The following is a 17,031-nucleotide window of genomic DNA, read 5'->3' on the forward strand; positions in this document are numbered from 1 at the left end:
CCGCTGATGTCATCGCCAGGCCGTCCCTGCGGGGTTCTTCTGTTTACCGTGGTGGCACTGGCCGCCGGTGTCGCAGCACGGGGTGCACCTCCGTCCGCATCCGAATCCGCGTCGGCGGGTCAATCTCGTCTCGCCGCCGAACGCCCGGTTGGCCCCATGGTCGATTTCGTCGCCGTGGAGGCGGACGGCACGCCCGTGGTCGATCTTCAGTCGAAGGAGGTGGAGGTTCGGATCAACAGCCGGGTCAGAGTCGTCCGCGTACTGCGGCTGGTGGCGACCGCACCGGCCCCCCCTGCGCCAGGCTCGGCTGCCCGCCTGCCACCCCCGTTCGGCACCAACGCGAACGTGGCGGTCGGCCGGCGCCTCGCGCTCATTGTCGATCAGGAATCGTTCGTTGGCGGACGCGAACCGCTCCTCCGCAGCGCGGTCGAGGGGCTGCTGACGCAGTTGACCTCGGCCGACCAGACCATGGTCGTCGCTCTACCCTTTGGCGGCGTGACGGTGCCCTTCACGTCAAACACTTCCCGCGTCCGGCTGGCGATGGAGAGCGTGTCGGGACAGGGGTCCAGCACCGAGACCGGATCGGAGCTGGCCTGCCGCACGCGCCAGTTCCTTGAATCGCTCGACGGATTCCTCCAGGGGCAGGCCGGCCAACAGTCGCCCCTCACGGTGGTCTTGTTTACGGCCGGGCTCGCCGCCCCGCGTCGGGATGCGCCATTGGCCCTCGGGCCGGGCATGTGCGAATTGCTGGTCCAGCACTTCCGGCGCATCACTATCACTGCGAGCGCCGCGCGCGCGAACTTCTACGTGAGTCAGCCAGCCGATATCGGGATAAGCGGCGGGATCTGGCGCGAGTCGATTGGCGGCGTCGGTTACCTCGGATCAGACAACCCGCTCGAGGGCATCGAGCACCTCGCAGGCGCCACAGGTGGCGCGCGTTTGCCGCTCGATACGGCGGGTACCGGCTCGTTGCTCCGCGTGGCGAGAGAAACGTCGGCATACTACATGGCCGAACTCGAGCCCGAACGCGGCGACGTGTCCGGCCGCAGCCGGTCTCTCGATATACGAGTCGCTCGCCGAGGCGTCACGGTGCGCGTTCGTCCGGAGATCACCTTTGTCGAACAGCCGCGGCGGACGGCGGCGACCCGGCTCACTGTCCCCGAACTGCTCGGCTCCCGCGAGGCGTTCACGGACGTGCCTCTGCGCGCGGCCGGCTTCACCGTAAGCGAGCCGGACGGGCGGCTCCGCGTGGGAGTCGTCGTCGAGCCGGTCGATCCGGTGGCGCCGCTCGACTCGGTGGGAGCGGTCCTTGTCGACGGCGACGGCCGCATCGTTGCCCGCTGGTTCGCCTCCGAGACGATCGCGCGCCCGATCATGGGCGCGATGACGGTCCCGCCCGGAACGTACCGGCTGCGCGTGGCGGCCATCGACAAGGCCGGCCGGCCGGGAGCGGCCGAAGACGTGGTTGAGGTGCACCTCATTCCTGTCGGTCCGCTGTCGCTTGGCTCTCTGATGCTCGGCGTCTCGCGCGACGGCGGCGTGGGCCCGCGGCTCGAGTTCGGCTCCGAACCTGCGGCCATCGCGTCATTCGACATCTACGGCGGCCCGGCGGGCATGCGCCTGTCATCGAGGTTGGAAGTGGCCCGCGATCCGGACGGGCCGGCTCTGGTTGCCGTGCCGTTGGCGTTGACGCGCGCCGGTGAATCGCGCGTCGTGGCGACGGGCGCGGTGCCCCTCGGCGCACTGCCGCCGGGCGATTACGTCGTCCGCGGCATCGTCCGGCTCGAGGACGGCACGACGGGACGCGTGGTTCGCACACTCAGAAAAGTGGCCCGTTAGGATGAAAGCGACTCGCCGGGCGCCACCTGCGGCGAACCGTCGCACGTGGGGCATATGGCTTCTGCTGCCGGCATTGCTGCTGGTCACGCTGGCCGCCTATCATCCGGCGTGGCATGGCGGCATGTTGTGGGACGATGATGGCCATATCACCCGCAGAGATCTGCGCTCGACGGAAGGACTGGGACGAATCTGGTTTGAGATGGGAGCGACCCAGCAATACTACCCCGTCGTCCACTCCGCATTCTGGCTCCAGCACAGACTCTGGGGTGACGACACCTTCGGGTATCACCTCGTCAACATCATCCTGCACGCGCTGTCGGCATTCCTGCTGGCATTGACGCTGCGCAGACTTGCAGTGCCGGGAGCCGTGCTGGCGGCGTTCCTTTTCGCGCTGCATCCCGTGCACGTCGAGTCGGTGGCATGGATCACCGAGTTGAAGAACACCCTGTCGGGCGCACTTTACCTGGGCGCCGCACTCGCCTACCTGCATTTCGACCACAGCAGGAGGAGGCGGGTCTATGCGCTGGCCGCCGGGCTGTTCGTCCTTGGGCTGCTGAGCAAGACCGTTACCGCCACGTTGCCAGCCGCCCTGCTGGTGGTGTTCTGGTGGCAGCGCGGACAGCTGACCTGGCGGCGAGACGTCGTGCCGCTGCTGCCCTGGTTCGGACTGGGCGCGGCCGGCGGCCTGCTGACCGCGTGGATCGAGCGCACGCTCATCGGCGCTCAAGGGATCGAGTTCCAGTTCACTCTGGTGGAACGATGCCTGATCGCCGGACGCGTCGTCTGGTTCTATCTTGCCAAACTGCTCTGGCCGGCGGACTTGATCTTCAGCTATCCCCGCTGGCAGATCGACCAGACCGCCGCGTGGCAGTATCTCTATCCGCTGGGCGTGGTCGTGCTGCTCGCGGCCCTCTGGCTGCTGCGAAGGCGCACGAGGGCGCCGCTGGCGGCGATGCTGCTGTTCGTCGGGACGCTCTTTCCGGTGCTGGGCTTCTTCAACGTGTATCCGTTCCGGTACTCGTTGGTAGCGGATCACTTTCAATACCTGCCGAGCCTGTTCATCATTGCCGTGTTTGCCGCCGGAGTGGCCGAGGTTGCCGGACGATGGAAGATCCGGAACCGGCCAGCCCTGGCAGCCGCCGGGATGCTGATGCTGGTCGCGCCGCTGGGGTGCCTGACGTGGAGTGATAGCGGCCAGTACGCCAACGCCGAATTGCTCTATCGCACGACGCTCGAACGCAATCCGGCCTCGTGGCTCGCCTATAACAATCTGGGCGCCTTAGAGCTTCGCGGCGGGATATCGGACATTCCGGAGGCGATGCGGCACGTCAATCAATCCCTGAAGCTCAATCCGACCTCGGCGGAGGCCCTCAATAATCTGGGATATGCATTGCAGCGGCTGGGTCGCTTCGAAGAGGCGATGACCTATCACCAGGAAGCGCTGCGGCGAATTCCGCGCTTCGCCGAAGCGTGCAACAACCTCGGCGTGGATCTTCAGCGGCTGGGCCGGCTCGAGGAAGCGGAGTCTCGGTACAGGGAGGCATTGGCGATCAACCCGTTTCTCGCGGAAGCGCACCACAACCTCGGTGATGTCTTGCGGAGAAAGGGCAAGAGCGAGGAGGCCCTGGCGCACGCCCACGAGGCTCTCCGGATCGATCCGGATTACGCAGACGCCCGCGACAACCTGGGCAATGTGCTCCAGGGGATGGGCAAGCTCGACGAGGCGGTGACGCAGTACCAGGCCGCGATCAGGCTCAAGCCGGATTTCCCCGAAGCACACAATAACCTGGGAGTGGCGCTGTCGAGAATGGGGCGTGTCGAAGAAGCCCTGGCAGAGCACGAGGAGGCGCTGCGGCTCAAGCCGGACTTCGCCGATGCCCACTACAACCGGGGAAATGCCCTGCGGCAGGCCGGCCGGATCGAGGAAGCCGTGGCGGAGTTCAGGGAGGCTCTGCGGATCCAGCCGGGCCACCTCGAGGCACACAACAATCTGGGCACCGCCTTGGAATCGCTGGGCAGGTTTGACGAAGCGCTCGCGCAATATCGTGAAGCCCTGGAGCTCGCTCCAGGCTCTGCCAGGATCCATGACAACGTGGGTTACGCCCTGCTGCGGACGGGGCGCGTGGAAGAAGCGGTGATCCACTTCAGGGAGGCGCAGCGGATTCAGCCCGACTACGCCCCTGCGCATCACAACCTCGGGAGCGTCCTCTACGGGGCCGGGCGCTTCGAGGCGGCGGTGGCCCAGTACCGCGAGGCGCTCAGGTATGATCCCGGCTCGGCCGAAACGCACAACAACCTCGGCGTCGCATTGGAGCGCCTGGGCAGGCTCGCGGAAGCGATGACGCATTTTGAGGAGGCGGTGCGTCTCAAACCAGGTTTCACAGAGGCTCGCGCCAACCTGAGCCGGGCGATGACCGCGCTCAAGAGATGAAGAGACGGCGGAGTCGTATAATCAAGGCGCTCTCCGACGACCGCCGACCGAACCGCACAGCCGAAGCCGCGGTGCTGGGGCGCACCGGCGCACAGGTAACATACCCATGTCTGACATGAGCCTCGAAGTCGTTCTCATCATCGTGTTGATTCTGGTGAATGGCGTCTTTTCGCTCGCCGAATTCGCGATGGCGTCGTCGCGCAAGGCGCGCCTGCAGCAGCGCCTGGATGACGGAGACGCGCGTGCAAAGAAGGCCCTCGCGCTGTTCGCCCACCCCCTCGACTTCCTCTCGACGGTGCAGATTGGCATCACGCTGATCGGCGTGCTGGCCGGCGCGATGGGCGGCGCCACGCTGGCGGGTGTGCTGGCAACCCACCTGGAACGGATCCCCGTGCTGGCGGCGTACGCCTCGTCTCTCGCGCTGGGCATCGTCGTGCTGGTCATCACGTTCCTGACGCTGGTCGTCGGCGAGCTCGTTCCGAAGAAGCTCGCGCTCCAGAACCCCGAGGCGATCATTTCGGCGATGGCGCAGCCCATGGGCGTGCTCACGCGGGTGTTCTCGCCCCTGGTGCGGGTGCTCAGTTCGTCGACCAGCGTGGTGCTGCGTCTCGTCGGCGTCACGCCCCGGCCGGACGTGCCGATCACTGAGGAAGAGCTCCAGGTGCTGCTCGATCAGGGGCGACAGGCGGGCGTGTTCGAGGCCTCCGAACAGGACATGGTCGAGGGCGTGTTCCGCCTCACGGAACGGCGTGTGTTCCAGGTGATGAAGCCGCGAACCGAGATCATCTGGCTCGACATCAACGAGCCGGACGAGGTCAGCCGCGGGAAGATTGCCGCCAGCGCTTACGCCCGCTTCCCAGTCTGCGCCGACAGCCTGGACAACGTCCTCGGCGTCGTCAGGGCGCGAGACTGGCTGCTCGCCAACGGCGCACCCTTGAAGAGCTCAATGCAGCCTGCCCACTTTGTGCCGGAGACGGCCATGGCGTCGCGAGCGCTCGACATGTTCCGGGCACGCAAACCCGAACTCATGCTGGTGATCGACGAGTTCGGCGGCGTCCAAGGCCTGCTGACGATTACGGACCTCCTCTCGGAGATCGTCGAGGGCATCGATACGAGCGAACCGCAGGCGGTCCAGCGCCAGGACGGATCGTGGCTGGTGGACGGCCTGCTGTCGATCGACGATTTCAAGGATCGATTCGAGATCGCCAGCCAGATGCCCGACGAGGATAACTACGAGTCGGTCGGCGGCTTCGTGATGATGAGCCTCGGCCGCATCCCCAAGACGACCGACCGTTTCGACTGGGAAGGCCTGCGCTTCGAAGTGATGGACATGGACGGCAAACGCGTGGACAAGGTCCTGGTCACCCGCCTCCCGGCCGCGTCACCGGGCTCGTGATTCGAGCAACGTGGAGAAGAGACTGATGAACGCGATGAGACAGATGCGTGCGGCGCGTGGCGCGGTTCTGGGAGTACTGATTGCCGTCGGGGCACTGTCGGTGGCGCTGGCGGCGCAGGATCGGCTGAAGACGTTGCCGGGCTTTGAGCAGTACCAGCGAATGAGCAAGCAGGTGCAGGGCGCGGTCAAGTCTGGCGCCCTGAGCGTGAGCTGGAAGGACGGCGGCAAGGCGTTCGAGTATCCGCAGGACGGCAAGATCTACAGGTTCGATATCGCCACGAAGCAGGCAACCGAGGTCGGACCCGTTCCCGCGACTCCAGAAGGCGCGGGTGGACGGGGCGGGCGCGGACAGGTCGGCGGTCTGGCACGAGGGCGGCAGGTCGTGTCGGTCGATTCACCGGACAAGGCGCTCAAGGCCTTCTACAAGGACCGCAATCTATATGTGAGCGATGCCGCCGGCGCCAACTCGTCACCCGTCACGACAGATGGCAGCGAGAAGGATCGCATCAAGTACGGGACGGCCAGCTGGGTGTATGGCGAGGAACTGAACCAGACGACCGCGATCTGGTGGTCGCCCGACAGCAGGATGCTGGCGTACTACCGGTTCGACGAGAAGCAGGTGCCCGATTACTTCCTGCAGATGAACCAGACGAAGCTCTATACGACGGTCGACACCGAGGCGTATCCGAAATCCGGCGAGGCCAATCCGGTAGTCGATCTCTTCGTGTACGACATCGCCACGAAGACATCGGTCAAGGTTGACGTCCGCGGGGGCAAGCCCTTCGACAATGATGTGGTCGGGCACTATGTCTACCGCGTCGCCTGGTCGCCGGACAGCCGGGAATTGCTGTTCACGCGGACGAACCGCCGTCAGAACGTTCTGGAGCTGGCTGCGGCCAGCCCGGCTACCGGCGCGTGCCGGGTGATCCTCCGCGAGGAGTGGCCGACTGGATGGATTCAGGAGAACCCGACGCAGGTCTTTCTGAAGGATGGCCGCCGCTTCATCTGGGCCTCCGAGCGCAACGGCTGGCAGAACTACTATCTCTACGATCTGTCGGGGACGCTCATCACGCCGCTGACGCGCTACGACCGCTTCGAGGCGGGCGGAATCGTCAAGATCGACGAGGACGCGAAGCTGCTGTTCGTGATGGCCCGCGACGGCGACAACTACCTCAAGCAGCAGTTGCACCGCGTGAGCCTGGATGGCAAGAAGGACGTGCGGCTGACCGACCCCGCCTTCCACCACACCGTGGGTAGTTGCATGCCCTCAGGGCGGGGAGGCGGACCTCCGGCCGGGGCCCCTGGCGGCCCAGCCCCGACCTGTGGCATCTCGCCTGACAACAAGTTCGTCGCTGACGTGTACCAGACGCACGACGCGCCGCCGGCCACGCGGCTGCTCGACGCGACAACCGGCAAGCTCGTCGCTGAAGTCGCCAAGAGCGACCTCACCAAGTTCAATCAGCTTGGATTGAAGAAGACGGAGATGTTCACCTTCACCGCGGCCGACGGCAAGACGGCCTTGCGCGGGCTCATCAGTTTCCCGTCGGATTTCGATCCGTCGAAGAAGTACCCGACGATCGTCTCGGTCTACGGCGGACCCGCGTTTTCGAGCAACACGGCACGTGAGACGTTCGTCCAGGCCAACCCGATGACGGAGTACGGCTTTCTCGTGCTCAATCTCGACTCCCGGGCCGTGCTGGGCCTGGGAAAGCGCACACTGGACGCGCTGTATCTGAAACTCGGGCAGATCGAGATGGACGACATGGCCGAGGGCGTCAAGGCGCTCTGGAGCCGACCGTATTTTGATCGCGATCGCGTCGGCATCCAGGGCACCTCCTACGGCGGCTACTCGTCGGTGATGTGCCTGCTCCGGCATCCCGAGGCATTTCGCGTGGGGGTTGCGTCTTCGGCGGTGACGTCGTGGATCCACTACGACACGATCTACACAGAGCGTTACATGTGGATCCCGCAGGAGAACAAGGACGGCTACGATCTCGGCAGTGCGATGAAGTACGCCGACAAGCTGGACGGCCGGCTGCTGCTGTACTACGGCACCGCCGACAACAACGTGCACCCGACCAATGCGATGCAGTTGATTCAGGCCCTGCAGAAGGCGGGCAAGAGCTTCGAGGTGCAGGTTGGACCCGACGCCGGGCACTCGGGCGTCAATCAGCAGCGCATGATGGAGTTCTTCATCGAGAACCTGGTGATCAACCCGCCGAAGCGGGCCGCTGCCGCGCAGTAGGATCCGCGACTCCCGCCTGCCGTCTACTTTCCCACCCCGTCCATCGTGCGCAGCACGGGGTAGTACTCCGGCGCGGGCGTCGCGCCCAGCACCGGGTCGAGGATGTTCCACGCCATCAGCCCGTCGTCTGATCGCGGGTCGAACAGCAGGAACGCCAGCCGGGCCAGCGGCTGATCCATCGGCACGATGATGGAACCGGCCGGGAGCGTCTGCTCGGCGGCCTCCCACTTTCCGGTCAACGTGCGCATTTTGTGGGTGCCCTGGTATTCGCGATCCGCCAGCGTGTTGGATTCAATCTTGAAACGCTCGCCCTTGATCGTCTGTTCCTTCTCCGTGCGGATGTACTTGATGCCATGCGCTTCGAGCCGGTCGATCACGCTGGCGATGACGCGCGCCGACGGCGAGCCGCCCCCGCGTCCCCCGCCTTGCCGCGCCGTAGCCGCAGGCGAAGGCGGGCCACCAACTCTTCCGCCGGCTTGCCCCGCCGAAGCCGCAGGCGCAGGCGGACCGGCAATCGCGGCCGGCAGCACATAGGCGCGCGGCGCCACGCTCGTCTCGGTCGCCTCCGTCGTGCCATAGTGCCCCATCGCCTCGCGCGTTTCCCCGCCGGGCACGCGGCGCCGGTACGGCCGGTCCGGCACATACGGATTGCGCTCACCGACGGTCTGTGCGAACACGATCTCTTTCGGCTCCGCGCCTTTCACGAGCTTCTGCCGCACCGCCAGTTCCTTGCCGACGATCGATTCGCTTCCGGCTGTGGCTACAGCCTGCTTCACGGCCTCGCCATTCTTCGCGACGTAGCCGAGCGTTTCCTCGAGAAACCAGTAGTTGGCCTTGATGCGATCTTCAAACGACGCGTAAGAATATGTTTCGACCAGGATCCCCAGCCGGTTGCGCACGCCGAAGTACGTCGAGGTGTAGCGCGCCTTGGCCAGTTCGGCGTCAGACTCCCATGCCCGCTCGGCGCCGCCCCGCATGACGCCGCCATAGTAGAAGTAGTCCCATCCGTGCTTGGCCTTGACGGCTCTGGTCACGACAGGCAGCAACTGGTCCCGAAGCAATCCCGTGGTCGCCTTCGAGTCGTTCGGATTGATCGACGTCTCGTAGGTCAGGTAGAAGCCGCTGTCGGAGCTGCCGTCGGTGGTGTGCAGGTCGATCGCCACATGCGGATCGTACCGGTTGAGCAGCATCGCGAGCGATCGGGCCTCGGCCGTCTCGAGCTTCGTGCAGTCGCGATTCAGATCCAGGCCCTGCGCGTTGGCGCGCTGCCCCATGCCACCGACCGGCCCGAACTGCGTGCCGCGGTTCGCGACGTTGACGCGCTCGTTGCCGTCCGCGTTGTAGATCGGGTTGATCAGCAGCACGACGGACTTGAACCACTCGGCGCGCTCGCCTTTCGCAATGGAACGCAGCAGCCAGAGCAACGCCTCCTTGCCCTCGACCTCGCCTGCGTGGATGTCCCCCTGGATGTAGATCCGCGTCTTCCCGGTCGCCAGCACCTGCTCGGGCGTCGCGCCGGGTGCCCCGATGACCGCCAGCGGCATGGGACGGCCCTCGTACGTATACCCATACGTGGTCAAGTGAATCTGGGGTGAGGCGGCCGCCATCGCCTTCATGAAGCTGATCACTTCGTCATACCGGCTCGTCTCGGCGAAGTTGGTGGCCTCGGGCCGCGTCAGCGGCCAGACCCTCTGCCCGGCGGGCCGCTGCGCCGGAGAAACTGGCGCCTGCGCGTTCACGAAGCTGGCGCCCTGCCAGAGCAGCAGCGCAGCGATCACAAGACGGATGGGGGTCAAGCCCCGTGACGATAGTCGCATGAAACAGGTCTCCCGCTGACGGCGGCCGGAGCGACGCCCGACAAGAAGCACGTACCGGCGTTCGGAATTGTGTTGGAAAGCTTATCAGAGCTCGAGGTGTTCCTGCACGGTCCGCCATTCGATCAGGCCGGGAGTCGGGCCGCCGACCGCTCGCAGCGTGACGGAAATCCTGGTCCTGCCACGCGTGAGCGCCATCGGCACTTTGTAAGCGACACGGGCCGGCGCGAGTGACGGCGAGACGAAGGCGGGAACCTTCACCGGCCGGCCTTCCACGAGCAGTTCGAACGCGACAGACTCGCCGGCGCTCCCACGAAACGTGCCGACCAGCGTCACTTCGGTATCGTCATAGACCGCCAGCGAAACGCGCAGCCATCCCTCCACCGTCCGGAAGACCCGCCCGTCCACCACGCCTTCGGTCATCCGCTCGCCGGCATAGTCATGTTCCCGTTCGTCGCGCGCATCGCCCATCGTGACCACATCCACGACACGCAGTCCCTGAACGGGCGCGACCATCGCCGCCGATGAAGAGATCAGGGCGAGCGACAGACCCAGCGACCTCATCACGTGCCAGAGCGTCATCTCATGAATGGTAATCACTCCGGGAGTAATTGCACGCAATCAATCACTCCGGGAGTAATTACAGAACTGTAATCACTCCGGGAGTGATTAGGTCCTCGCTGCCGAAATCTGCGGCTTGGCACAACACGCGGCTGACTGGTGATGATTGAACAGCCGGTCGCCCGTCTGCGGGAACATTTCGTGAGCGGTTGACGTCTACCGATCGGTAGGCATATATTTACCTACCGGTCGGTATTTTGAATTAATAGATTGAATTACTCGGATTATGGAAGAGTCCAAGCTCCCGTCGTCGGTCGACATCACGCCATCGGAGCGGGATCCGCAGACACGGAACCGGCTCCTCCAGTCTGCCGTCCACATCTTCGATCGGAAGGGGTACTCGGCCGCCTCGGTGCGCGAGATCGCCGAAATGGCGGGAGTGGCAAAGCCGGCGCTCTATTATCACTTTGGCAGCAAAGAGGGTCTGCTCATCACGATTCTGGACGAGGCGGTCCGGGAGTTTGCAAAGGCAATCTCAACAGCGGTGGCGAGGACCGGCACGGCGCGCGAGCGTCTGATGACCCTCTGTGAAGACGTCTTCAGCCTCTTCGAACAGAACATCCCGATCGTCCGCGTGGCTCACACGGTGTTTCTTGGTCCCCAGGACATCGCGCCCGCCTTCGATCTGACGACGTTCGAGCGCATCTGGCGCGAGGGCTTGCAGCGAGTCATCGAAGATGGGCAGGCGTCGGGCGAGTTTCGCCCGGTGCCGTCGGCCGACATCGCGTATGCGCTGATGGGGCTGGTGGACTCGTGCGTGGAGCGGCAGATGCATCACGGGTTCGACCCGGTCGGCCAGGATGGACTTCGCAAGATTGTCAACCTGCTTATGGACGGAGTGGCGCGTGAACAGTGGCAGCCAGCCCTGAGCTCACGCGAGTGACGGTCGTTGGGAACGTGTCTCGAACGGCGCGAACGTTGGCGCGTGCGCAACACCGCTCGAGTCGAAGGGTAGGAGATCAGCACACATGATTCGGAATGTTCGCCTTTATCGTTTCGTCATTCCGGGGCTGGCCATGCTGGCCGGCGCTAACTGCGGGGGTCAGAGTGCCAGCCAGACGTCAGCAGCCGCCGCGCGTCCACCCGTGGCGGTCACGGTGGCCTCGGTGGTTGCCGCCCAATTGCAGGAGAGCGTGGATGTCGTCGGGTCGCTGGCGCCGAAGTTTGCTGTCGACGTCAAGTCCGAGGTCACCGGAACGGTGACGGCTGTGTACGTCACCGAGTGGGTGCCGGTGCGCAAAGGCGATCGGCTCGCCCACCTGGACACGCGCGAAACCGAAGCTGGCATCGAGTCCCTGAAGGCGATCGTGGCACAGGCGCAGGTCGGCAAGTCGCGCGCCCAGCGTGAATTCGAGCGCGCGCAGCAGCTCAAGCAATTCGGCCTGATCACGCCGCAGAATTTCGACGACGCCAGGAGCGCCGTCGATGCCGCCGATGCGATGGTGTCCGCGGCCAATGCGCAAGTGAAGACGGCGGAGAGCCACCTGGCCAAGTCGTTTATCACCTCGCCGATGGACGGCGTGGTCGCCCTGCGGGGAGTGAGCGTCGGCGACCGTGTGGAGAACATGGGCAGCGGCGATCCGCTCTTTCGTGTCGTGGACAACCGGCTCATGGATCTGACCGTGTCGGTGCCGTCTTCGCGCCTGGCGCAGGTGCGGGTCGGCCAGCCGCTCGAGTTTTCGACCGATGCCCTGCCCGGGCGCACGTTTACTGGCAAGGTGATGTTCATCAATCCGGCCATCGACATGGCCAGCCGCACGGCAAAGGTCGTGGCGGCGGTGCCGAATGGCGACGGTCTGCTGCGGGGCGGGTCGTTTGTGAAGGGCCGGATTATTGTCGCCAGCCGGCCCGGCGTCCTGCAGGTGCCGCGCGAGGCGCTGCTCAGCTGGAACATCGAGGCGCAGACCGCCGAGGTCTTCGTGGTGCGCGGCGACCAGGCCGAGAAGCGCGTCGTCAAGATTGGCTCGGGCGGCGGGGCCGCAATCGAGGTTGTGTCAGGGCTGCAGGCGGGTGACCAGGTGGTGACTCGCGGCGGCTTCTCGATTGGCCAGGGCGACCGCGTTGCGGTGGCGAAGGGAGCGGGAGCGTAGCGATGTTCCTCTCCAATCTCTCCATCAGACGTCCCGTGGTCGCCACGGTGATGATGCTCACGCTGGTCACGCTCGGCCTGTTTTCGGTCAGGCGTCTGCCGATCGACCTGATGCCCGAGGTCGAAATCCCGGTGCTGTCGATCCTGACGGAGTTCCCCGGGGCGTCGCCCGAATCGGTCGAGCGAGAGGTGAGCCGCAAGATCGAGGAAGCGGTCAATCCGATCGCCGGCGTGAAGCACGTGGCGTCGGTCTCGCGCGAAGGCATGTCGTCGGTGGTGGTCGAGTTCAATCTCGAGGTGAAGATCAACGACGTCTCCCAGGAGGCGCGCGCCAAGATCAACGCGATCCGGCGCGAGCTGCCTGCGGGCATGAAAGAGCCGGTCATCCAGAAGCTCGACTTCGCCGCGATGCCGGTCATCTCACTCGCCGTGCGATCGACGACTCTCCCGCCTCGCGAGCTCTCCACGCTCGCCGATCGAAAGATCAAGCGGAGGCTCGAAAGCGTGGCGGGCGTCGCCAAGGCGAAGCTGATTGGAGCCTCGACGCGCGAAGTGGCCATCGATCTGGATCCCTCGCGGCTGGAAGCGCTCGGCATGGGCGTCGACGAGGTCATCGCCGGCCTGGCATCCGAAAATGTCAATACCCCGCTCGGCCGACTGACGCAGGGCCTCAACGAAATGCCGCTGCGGATGTCGGGCAAGCCGAAGATCCCCGCGCAGTACGCCGACATGGTGATCGGCCGGCGCGGCGTCAGCCCGATCCGGCTCGGCGATGTCGCGACGGTGCGCGACACGATCGAAGAGCGCCGCTCACTGGCCGTCGTCAACGGCGAGCCCGCGGTCGCCATCGAAATCACCAAGCAGACCAAGGCTAATACCGTGGCGGTAGTCGACGCGGTCGTCACAGCGATTGAAGAACTGAAGGGTGAGATGCCGGCGGGCACCCAGATTCAGATCGTACGCGACACGTCGGTCTTCATCCGGGAAGCGGTGGCGGACGTCCAGAACACGCTCATGCTTGGCGGGCTGCTCACAGTCCTCATCGTGTTCGTGTTCCTGAACTCCTGGCGGTCGACGGTCATCACCGGCTTGACGCTGCCGATCTCCGTCATTTCGTCCTTCATCGTCATGTACTTTCTCGGCATGACGCTGAACATGCTGACGCTGATGGCCCTCTCGCTGGCGATCGGGTTGCTCATCGATGATGCGATCGTCGTGCGGGAGAACATCGTGCGCCACCTGGAGCGCGGCGAGGACCACTTCACCGCGGCGCGGGAAGGCACGACGGAAATCGGGCTGGCCGTGCTCTCCACGTCGATGTCCATCATGGCGGTCTTCGTGCCGGTGGCGTTCATGAAGGGCGTCATCGGGCGGTTCTTCTTCCAGTTCGGCTTGACAGTGGCGTTTGCGGTAGCGGTGTCGCTGTTCGTGTCGTTTACGCTCGACCCGATGCTCTCGTCGCGATGGCACGACCCGGACATCGGGCGGACCGGACGGCGAAACCTGCTGCATCGCGCGCTGGACGGGTTCAACAACTGGTTCGAACGGATGGCCGAGGGCTACAAGGGTGTCATCGCGTGGGCGCTCGACCACCGCAAGACGATTGTCGCCGCGGCCGTCGCCGCGTTTGCCGCTGGGCTCTTCGTGTTCAGCACGCTGCCGACCGAGTTCCAGTCGACCATGGATCAGAGCGAGTTCATGGTGAAGTTCAGAAGCGCGCCGGGATCGTCGATGGACGAAACGCGGAGCCGGCTCGACGCCCTGCTGAAGGCGCTGGGAGACTTCAAGGAAGTGAAGTACACGTACGGGACCATCGGGGCCGGCGATGCCGATACGGTGCGCGACGGAACGGTGTTTGTCCGGCTCGTTCCGAAGGCCGAACGATCGCTGACCACCGTGGGTTTCATCCACGTGGCGCGGGAGCGGTTGGAGAAGGTCCCCGGCGTCACCTTGTCGATCCCGTCCGATCCGGATTCCTTCCAGAAGGCCCTCGTCGTCGTGCTTCAGGGGGAAGAAATCAGCACGCTCAAGAAGTACGCGTCCGCTCTGAAGCGCGAACTCTACACCGTGCGCGGCATCGTCGATGTCGAGGCGGCCGGGGAGCAGGACACACCCGAGTATCGGCTGGTCGTCGACCGGGAACGCGCCTCGGCATCGGGACTGGGCAGCGGTGCCGTGGCCGGCGCGGTGGCAGCGCTGGTGGGCGGACAGGCGGTCACCACGTATGAGGATGACGAAGGTGAAGCCATCAACGTCCGGGTGCGGCTGCCCCAGACCCTGCGCGGCACGGTCAATCAGGTGAGCGATCTGAAGCTCTCGGTGCCCACCTTGCAGGGGCCCGCGCTCGTTCCGCTTGCCGATCTGGTGACGTTTACCCGCTCGACGTCGCCGGCAGAAATCAGCCGGCGCGATCTCGCGCGCCAGGTCACCGTCGACGCCAATCTCGACGGCCTGCCCCTCGGCACGGCCGGCGCCGACGCGAAAAAGGCTGTCGAGCGCATCAAGCTGCCGCCGGGATACCGGTCCGTCATCGGCGGCGACACCGAGATCATGGTCGAGTCGTTCGGGTACCTCGGCGAGGCGCTGCTGCTGGCCGTGATCTTCGTCTACCTGATCCTGGCGGCGCAGTTCGAATCGTTCATAGATCCCCTGTCGATCATGCTGTCGCTGCCGCTCTCGATTGTCGGCATGGCCGGCATGCTCGCTCTGACCGGCGACACGATCAGCATCATGTCGCTGATAGGCCTGATCATGCTCATGGGGCTGGTGACGAAGAATGCCATTCTGCTGATCGACTACACGAAAGTGCTACGCCGCGGTGGCAAGGATCGCCGGACCGCGCTCATCATGGCCGGCCGGACGCGGCTCCGGCCCATCTTGATGACGACGCTGGCGATGATCTTCGGAATGCTGCCGCTGTTTTTCGCCCTCGGCGAAGGCGCCGAGTTCCGCGCGCCGATGGCCCGGGCCGTGGTCGGCGGATTGATTACCTCGACGCTGCTCACGCTGATTGTCGTGCCGGTGGTCTACTCGATCCTCGACGACATCACGGCGTGGCTCTTCCGCAAGCGGCGGCAGGCGGCGGCGACCGCAGTCACCATGCTCGTGGCGGGGGCGCTGGTCGCCGGCACAGCAGATTCCGCGCAGGCGGCAGGCCCGCAGCAGGATGGACCGCTGACCGCGTCGATCGCGCAGCAGGCCAGCCAGGCGGCCGCGCAGGCCACACCGGCGAACGTCCGGGTACTGACGCTCGCGGAGGCGCTTCGGATCGCCGCAGAGCAGAACCGGGACATCCAGAAAGCGATCGAGTACAAGAACTGGGTGCAGGGCAAGTACCTCGATGAGAGGGCGGCGGCGCTGCCGCAGGCGACGTTGAGCGCCAGCTTCCTGCGAAACTACGACGACAGCCAGAGCAAGCTGTTCAGCAGCTTCCTGGGGTCTGGCGGCTCGGGCAGCGGGTCGAGCAGCGATTCGTCAAGCGGCATCGGCGAGATCTTCGGCGGGCGGCAGGACATGGGCACGGCACAGGTCACCGTGAAGCAGGTGGTGTTTACGTGGGGTCAAGTGGGTGCCGCCGTCCGGGCGGCCAAACTGGGATTCGAGTTCAGCGATGCGCAGTTGCGGCGATTCCGGCAGGCCGTCACCAGGGATGTGACGACGGCGTACTGGGATGTGCTCGCGTCGCGTGAACTGGAGACGATTGCGAGGCAGGATCTGGCGCAGAAGGAGCGGCACCTGGCCGAGACAACGAGGCGGCAGACGGCTGGAACCGCGACCGATTTCGACGTGCTCGCCGCGCAGGTCGCGGTCGAGAACGCGCGCCCGGCGGTCATCCGGGGCCAGAACACTGTGCGGATCGCCCGTGACCAACTCGGTTTCCTGCTCGCCGAGACGGCTCGCGACGTGGACGTGGACGGCACCCTCGGGGCCGTTCCCGAGCCGCTCCCCGTCTATGCGGAGGCGTTGGCAAGCGCCCTGAAGAGCCGGCCCGAACTGAAGGAGATCGGCACGCAGCAAGGCATCTATGCCGAACTGGTGACGATCGCCAAGGCCGGCGACAAGCCGCGGCTCGACTTCTCGGCGTCGTGGGGCAGGAAGACGTGGGGTCTGAAGACGCTCTCGTCGAGCGGCACGGCATGGAACGCCGGTCTGTTTGCGACGATCCCGTTGTTTGACGGCCGCCGCACGAAGGGCCGGGTGGCGCAGGCGCGCAGCGATCTCGCGACGGCGACGATCGAGGAGTTGAAGGTGCGCGACGCGCTCGCCGTCGAGGTCCGCACAGCTGTCAACGCGGTCGGTGAGGCCACCGAACTCCTGACGGCTCTGGGCGGCACGGTGAAGCAGGCCGAGCGGCTGTTGTTTCTCGCCGAGAAGGGCTTCGAACTCGGTGTCAAGACACGGCTCGAGGTGCAGGATGCCGAGCTCAACCTCTCGGCGGCGCGCGCCAACCTGGCTCGCGCCCAGCGCGACTACCGGGTCGCACGCGTGAATCTCGAATGGGTCACCGGCACGCTCGACGGCGGGGTGGTGCCGCCGGCAACCTCGAAGTAGGGGCGCAATTCATTGCGCCCGTGCGGGAGACGCGCGGTGTTGTCC

9 protein-coding genes are annotated in these 17,031 nt (G+C 65.4%); 7 read left to right on the forward strand and 2 right to left on the reverse strand.

Features of this window, described 5'->3' with window-relative positions:
- The first annotated feature begins 156 nt into the window (after nucleotides 1-156).
- From NTV05_01895 to NTV05_01910, 4 genes are all read left to right on the forward strand, one after another.
- Nucleotides 157-1,839, forward strand: a complete 1,683-nt coding sequence (locus NTV05_01895) for a hypothetical protein (protein ID MCX6543147.1) — start codon at nucleotides 157-159, stop codon at nucleotides 1,837-1,839.
- A 1-nt stretch (nucleotide 1,840) separates the two neighbouring features.
- Nucleotides 1,841-4,270 (forward strand): tetratricopeptide repeat protein, encoded by a 2,430-nt coding sequence (locus tag NTV05_01900; GenBank protein ID MCX6543148.1) that lies wholly within the window; start codon nucleotides 1,841-1,843, stop codon nucleotides 4,268-4,270.
- A gap of 106 nt (nucleotides 4,271-4,376) precedes the next feature.
- Nucleotides 4,377-5,666, forward strand: a complete 1,290-nt coding sequence (locus NTV05_01905) for a hemolysin family protein (protein ID MCX6543149.1) — start codon at nucleotides 4,377-4,379, stop codon at nucleotides 5,664-5,666.
- A gap of 25 nt (nucleotides 5,667-5,691) precedes the next feature.
- Nucleotides 5,692-7,911 carry a DPP IV N-terminal domain-containing protein gene (locus tag NTV05_01910; protein MCX6543150.1) on the forward strand — a complete coding sequence of 740 codons (2,220 nt, stop codon included), beginning with the start codon at nucleotides 5,692-5,694 and terminating at the stop codon, nucleotides 7,909-7,911.
- Between the two features lie 23 nt (nucleotides 7,912-7,934).
- Here the strand turns inward: NTV05_01910 and NTV05_01915 are convergent, their stop codons facing one another.
- A complete protein-coding gene (locus tag NTV05_01915) occupies nucleotides 7,935-9,728 on the reverse strand; it encodes a M14 family metallopeptidase (protein MCX6543151.1) in 1,794 nt (597 codons plus the stop codon).
- Nucleotides 9,729-9,812: 84 nt separating this feature from the next.
- A complete protein-coding gene (locus NTV05_01920) occupies nucleotides 9,813-10,346 on the reverse strand; it encodes a hypothetical protein (protein ID MCX6543152.1) in 534 nt (177 codons plus the stop codon).
- 226 nt (nucleotides 10,347-10,572) lie between these two features.
- Between NTV05_01920 and NTV05_01925 the strand changes: the two genes are divergently transcribed.
- The 3 genes from NTV05_01925 to NTV05_01935 all read left to right on the forward strand — a co-directional run bounded on the left by NTV05_01925 (nucleotide 10,573) and on the right by NTV05_01935 (nucleotide 16,986).
- Nucleotides 10,573-11,229 carry a TetR/AcrR family transcriptional regulator gene (locus NTV05_01925; protein MCX6543153.1) on the forward strand — a complete coding sequence of 219 codons (657 nt, stop codon included), beginning with the start codon at nucleotides 10,573-10,575 and terminating at the stop codon, nucleotides 11,227-11,229.
- Nucleotides 11,230-11,314: 85 nt separating this feature from the next.
- Nucleotides 11,315-12,436, forward strand: a complete 1,122-nt coding sequence (locus NTV05_01930; protein MCX6543154.1) for an efflux RND transporter periplasmic adaptor subunit — start codon at nucleotides 11,315-11,317, stop codon at nucleotides 12,434-12,436.
- 2 nt (nucleotides 12,437-12,438) lie between these two features.
- Nucleotides 12,439-16,986 carry an efflux RND transporter permease subunit gene (locus NTV05_01935; protein ID MCX6543155.1) on the forward strand — a complete coding sequence of 1,516 codons (4,548 nt, stop codon included), beginning with the start codon at nucleotides 12,439-12,441 and terminating at the stop codon, nucleotides 16,984-16,986.
- Nucleotides 16,987-17,031 lie beyond the last annotated feature (45 nt).

The organism is Acidobacteriota bacterium (assembly GCA_026393755.1).
In the GTDB taxonomy this organism is placed as follows: Bacteria; Acidobacteriota; Vicinamibacteria; order Vicinamibacterales; family JAKQTR01; genus JBAXOX01.

Coding starts and splice junctions, on each gene's coding strand:
- NTV05_01895 (MCX6543147.1), top strand. CDS start 157: ATGGTCGATTTCGTCGCCGTGGAGGCGGACGGCACGCCCGTGGTCGAT.
- NTV05_01900 (MCX6543148.1), top strand. CDS start 1,841: ATGAAAGCGACTCGCCGGGCGCCACCTGCGGCGAACCGTCGCACGTGG.
- NTV05_01905 (MCX6543149.1), top strand. CDS start 4,377: ATGTCTGACATGAGCCTCGAAGTCGTTCTCATCATCGTGTTGATTCTG.
- NTV05_01910 (MCX6543150.1), top strand. CDS start 5,692: ATGAACGCGATGAGACAGATGCGTGCGGCGCGTGGCGCGGTTCTGGGA.
- NTV05_01915 (MCX6543151.1), bottom strand. CDS start 9,728: ATGCGACTATCGTCACGGGGCTTGACCCCCATCCGTCTTGTGATCGCT.
- NTV05_01925 (MCX6543153.1), top strand. CDS start 10,573: ATGGAAGAGTCCAAGCTCCCGTCGTCGGTCGACATCACGCCATCGGAG.
- NTV05_01930 (MCX6543154.1), top strand. CDS start 11,315: ATGATTCGGAATGTTCGCCTTTATCGTTTCGTCATTCCGGGGCTGGCC.
- NTV05_01935 (MCX6543155.1), top strand. CDS start 12,439: ATGTTCCTCTCCAATCTCTCCATCAGACGTCCCGTGGTCGCCACGGTG.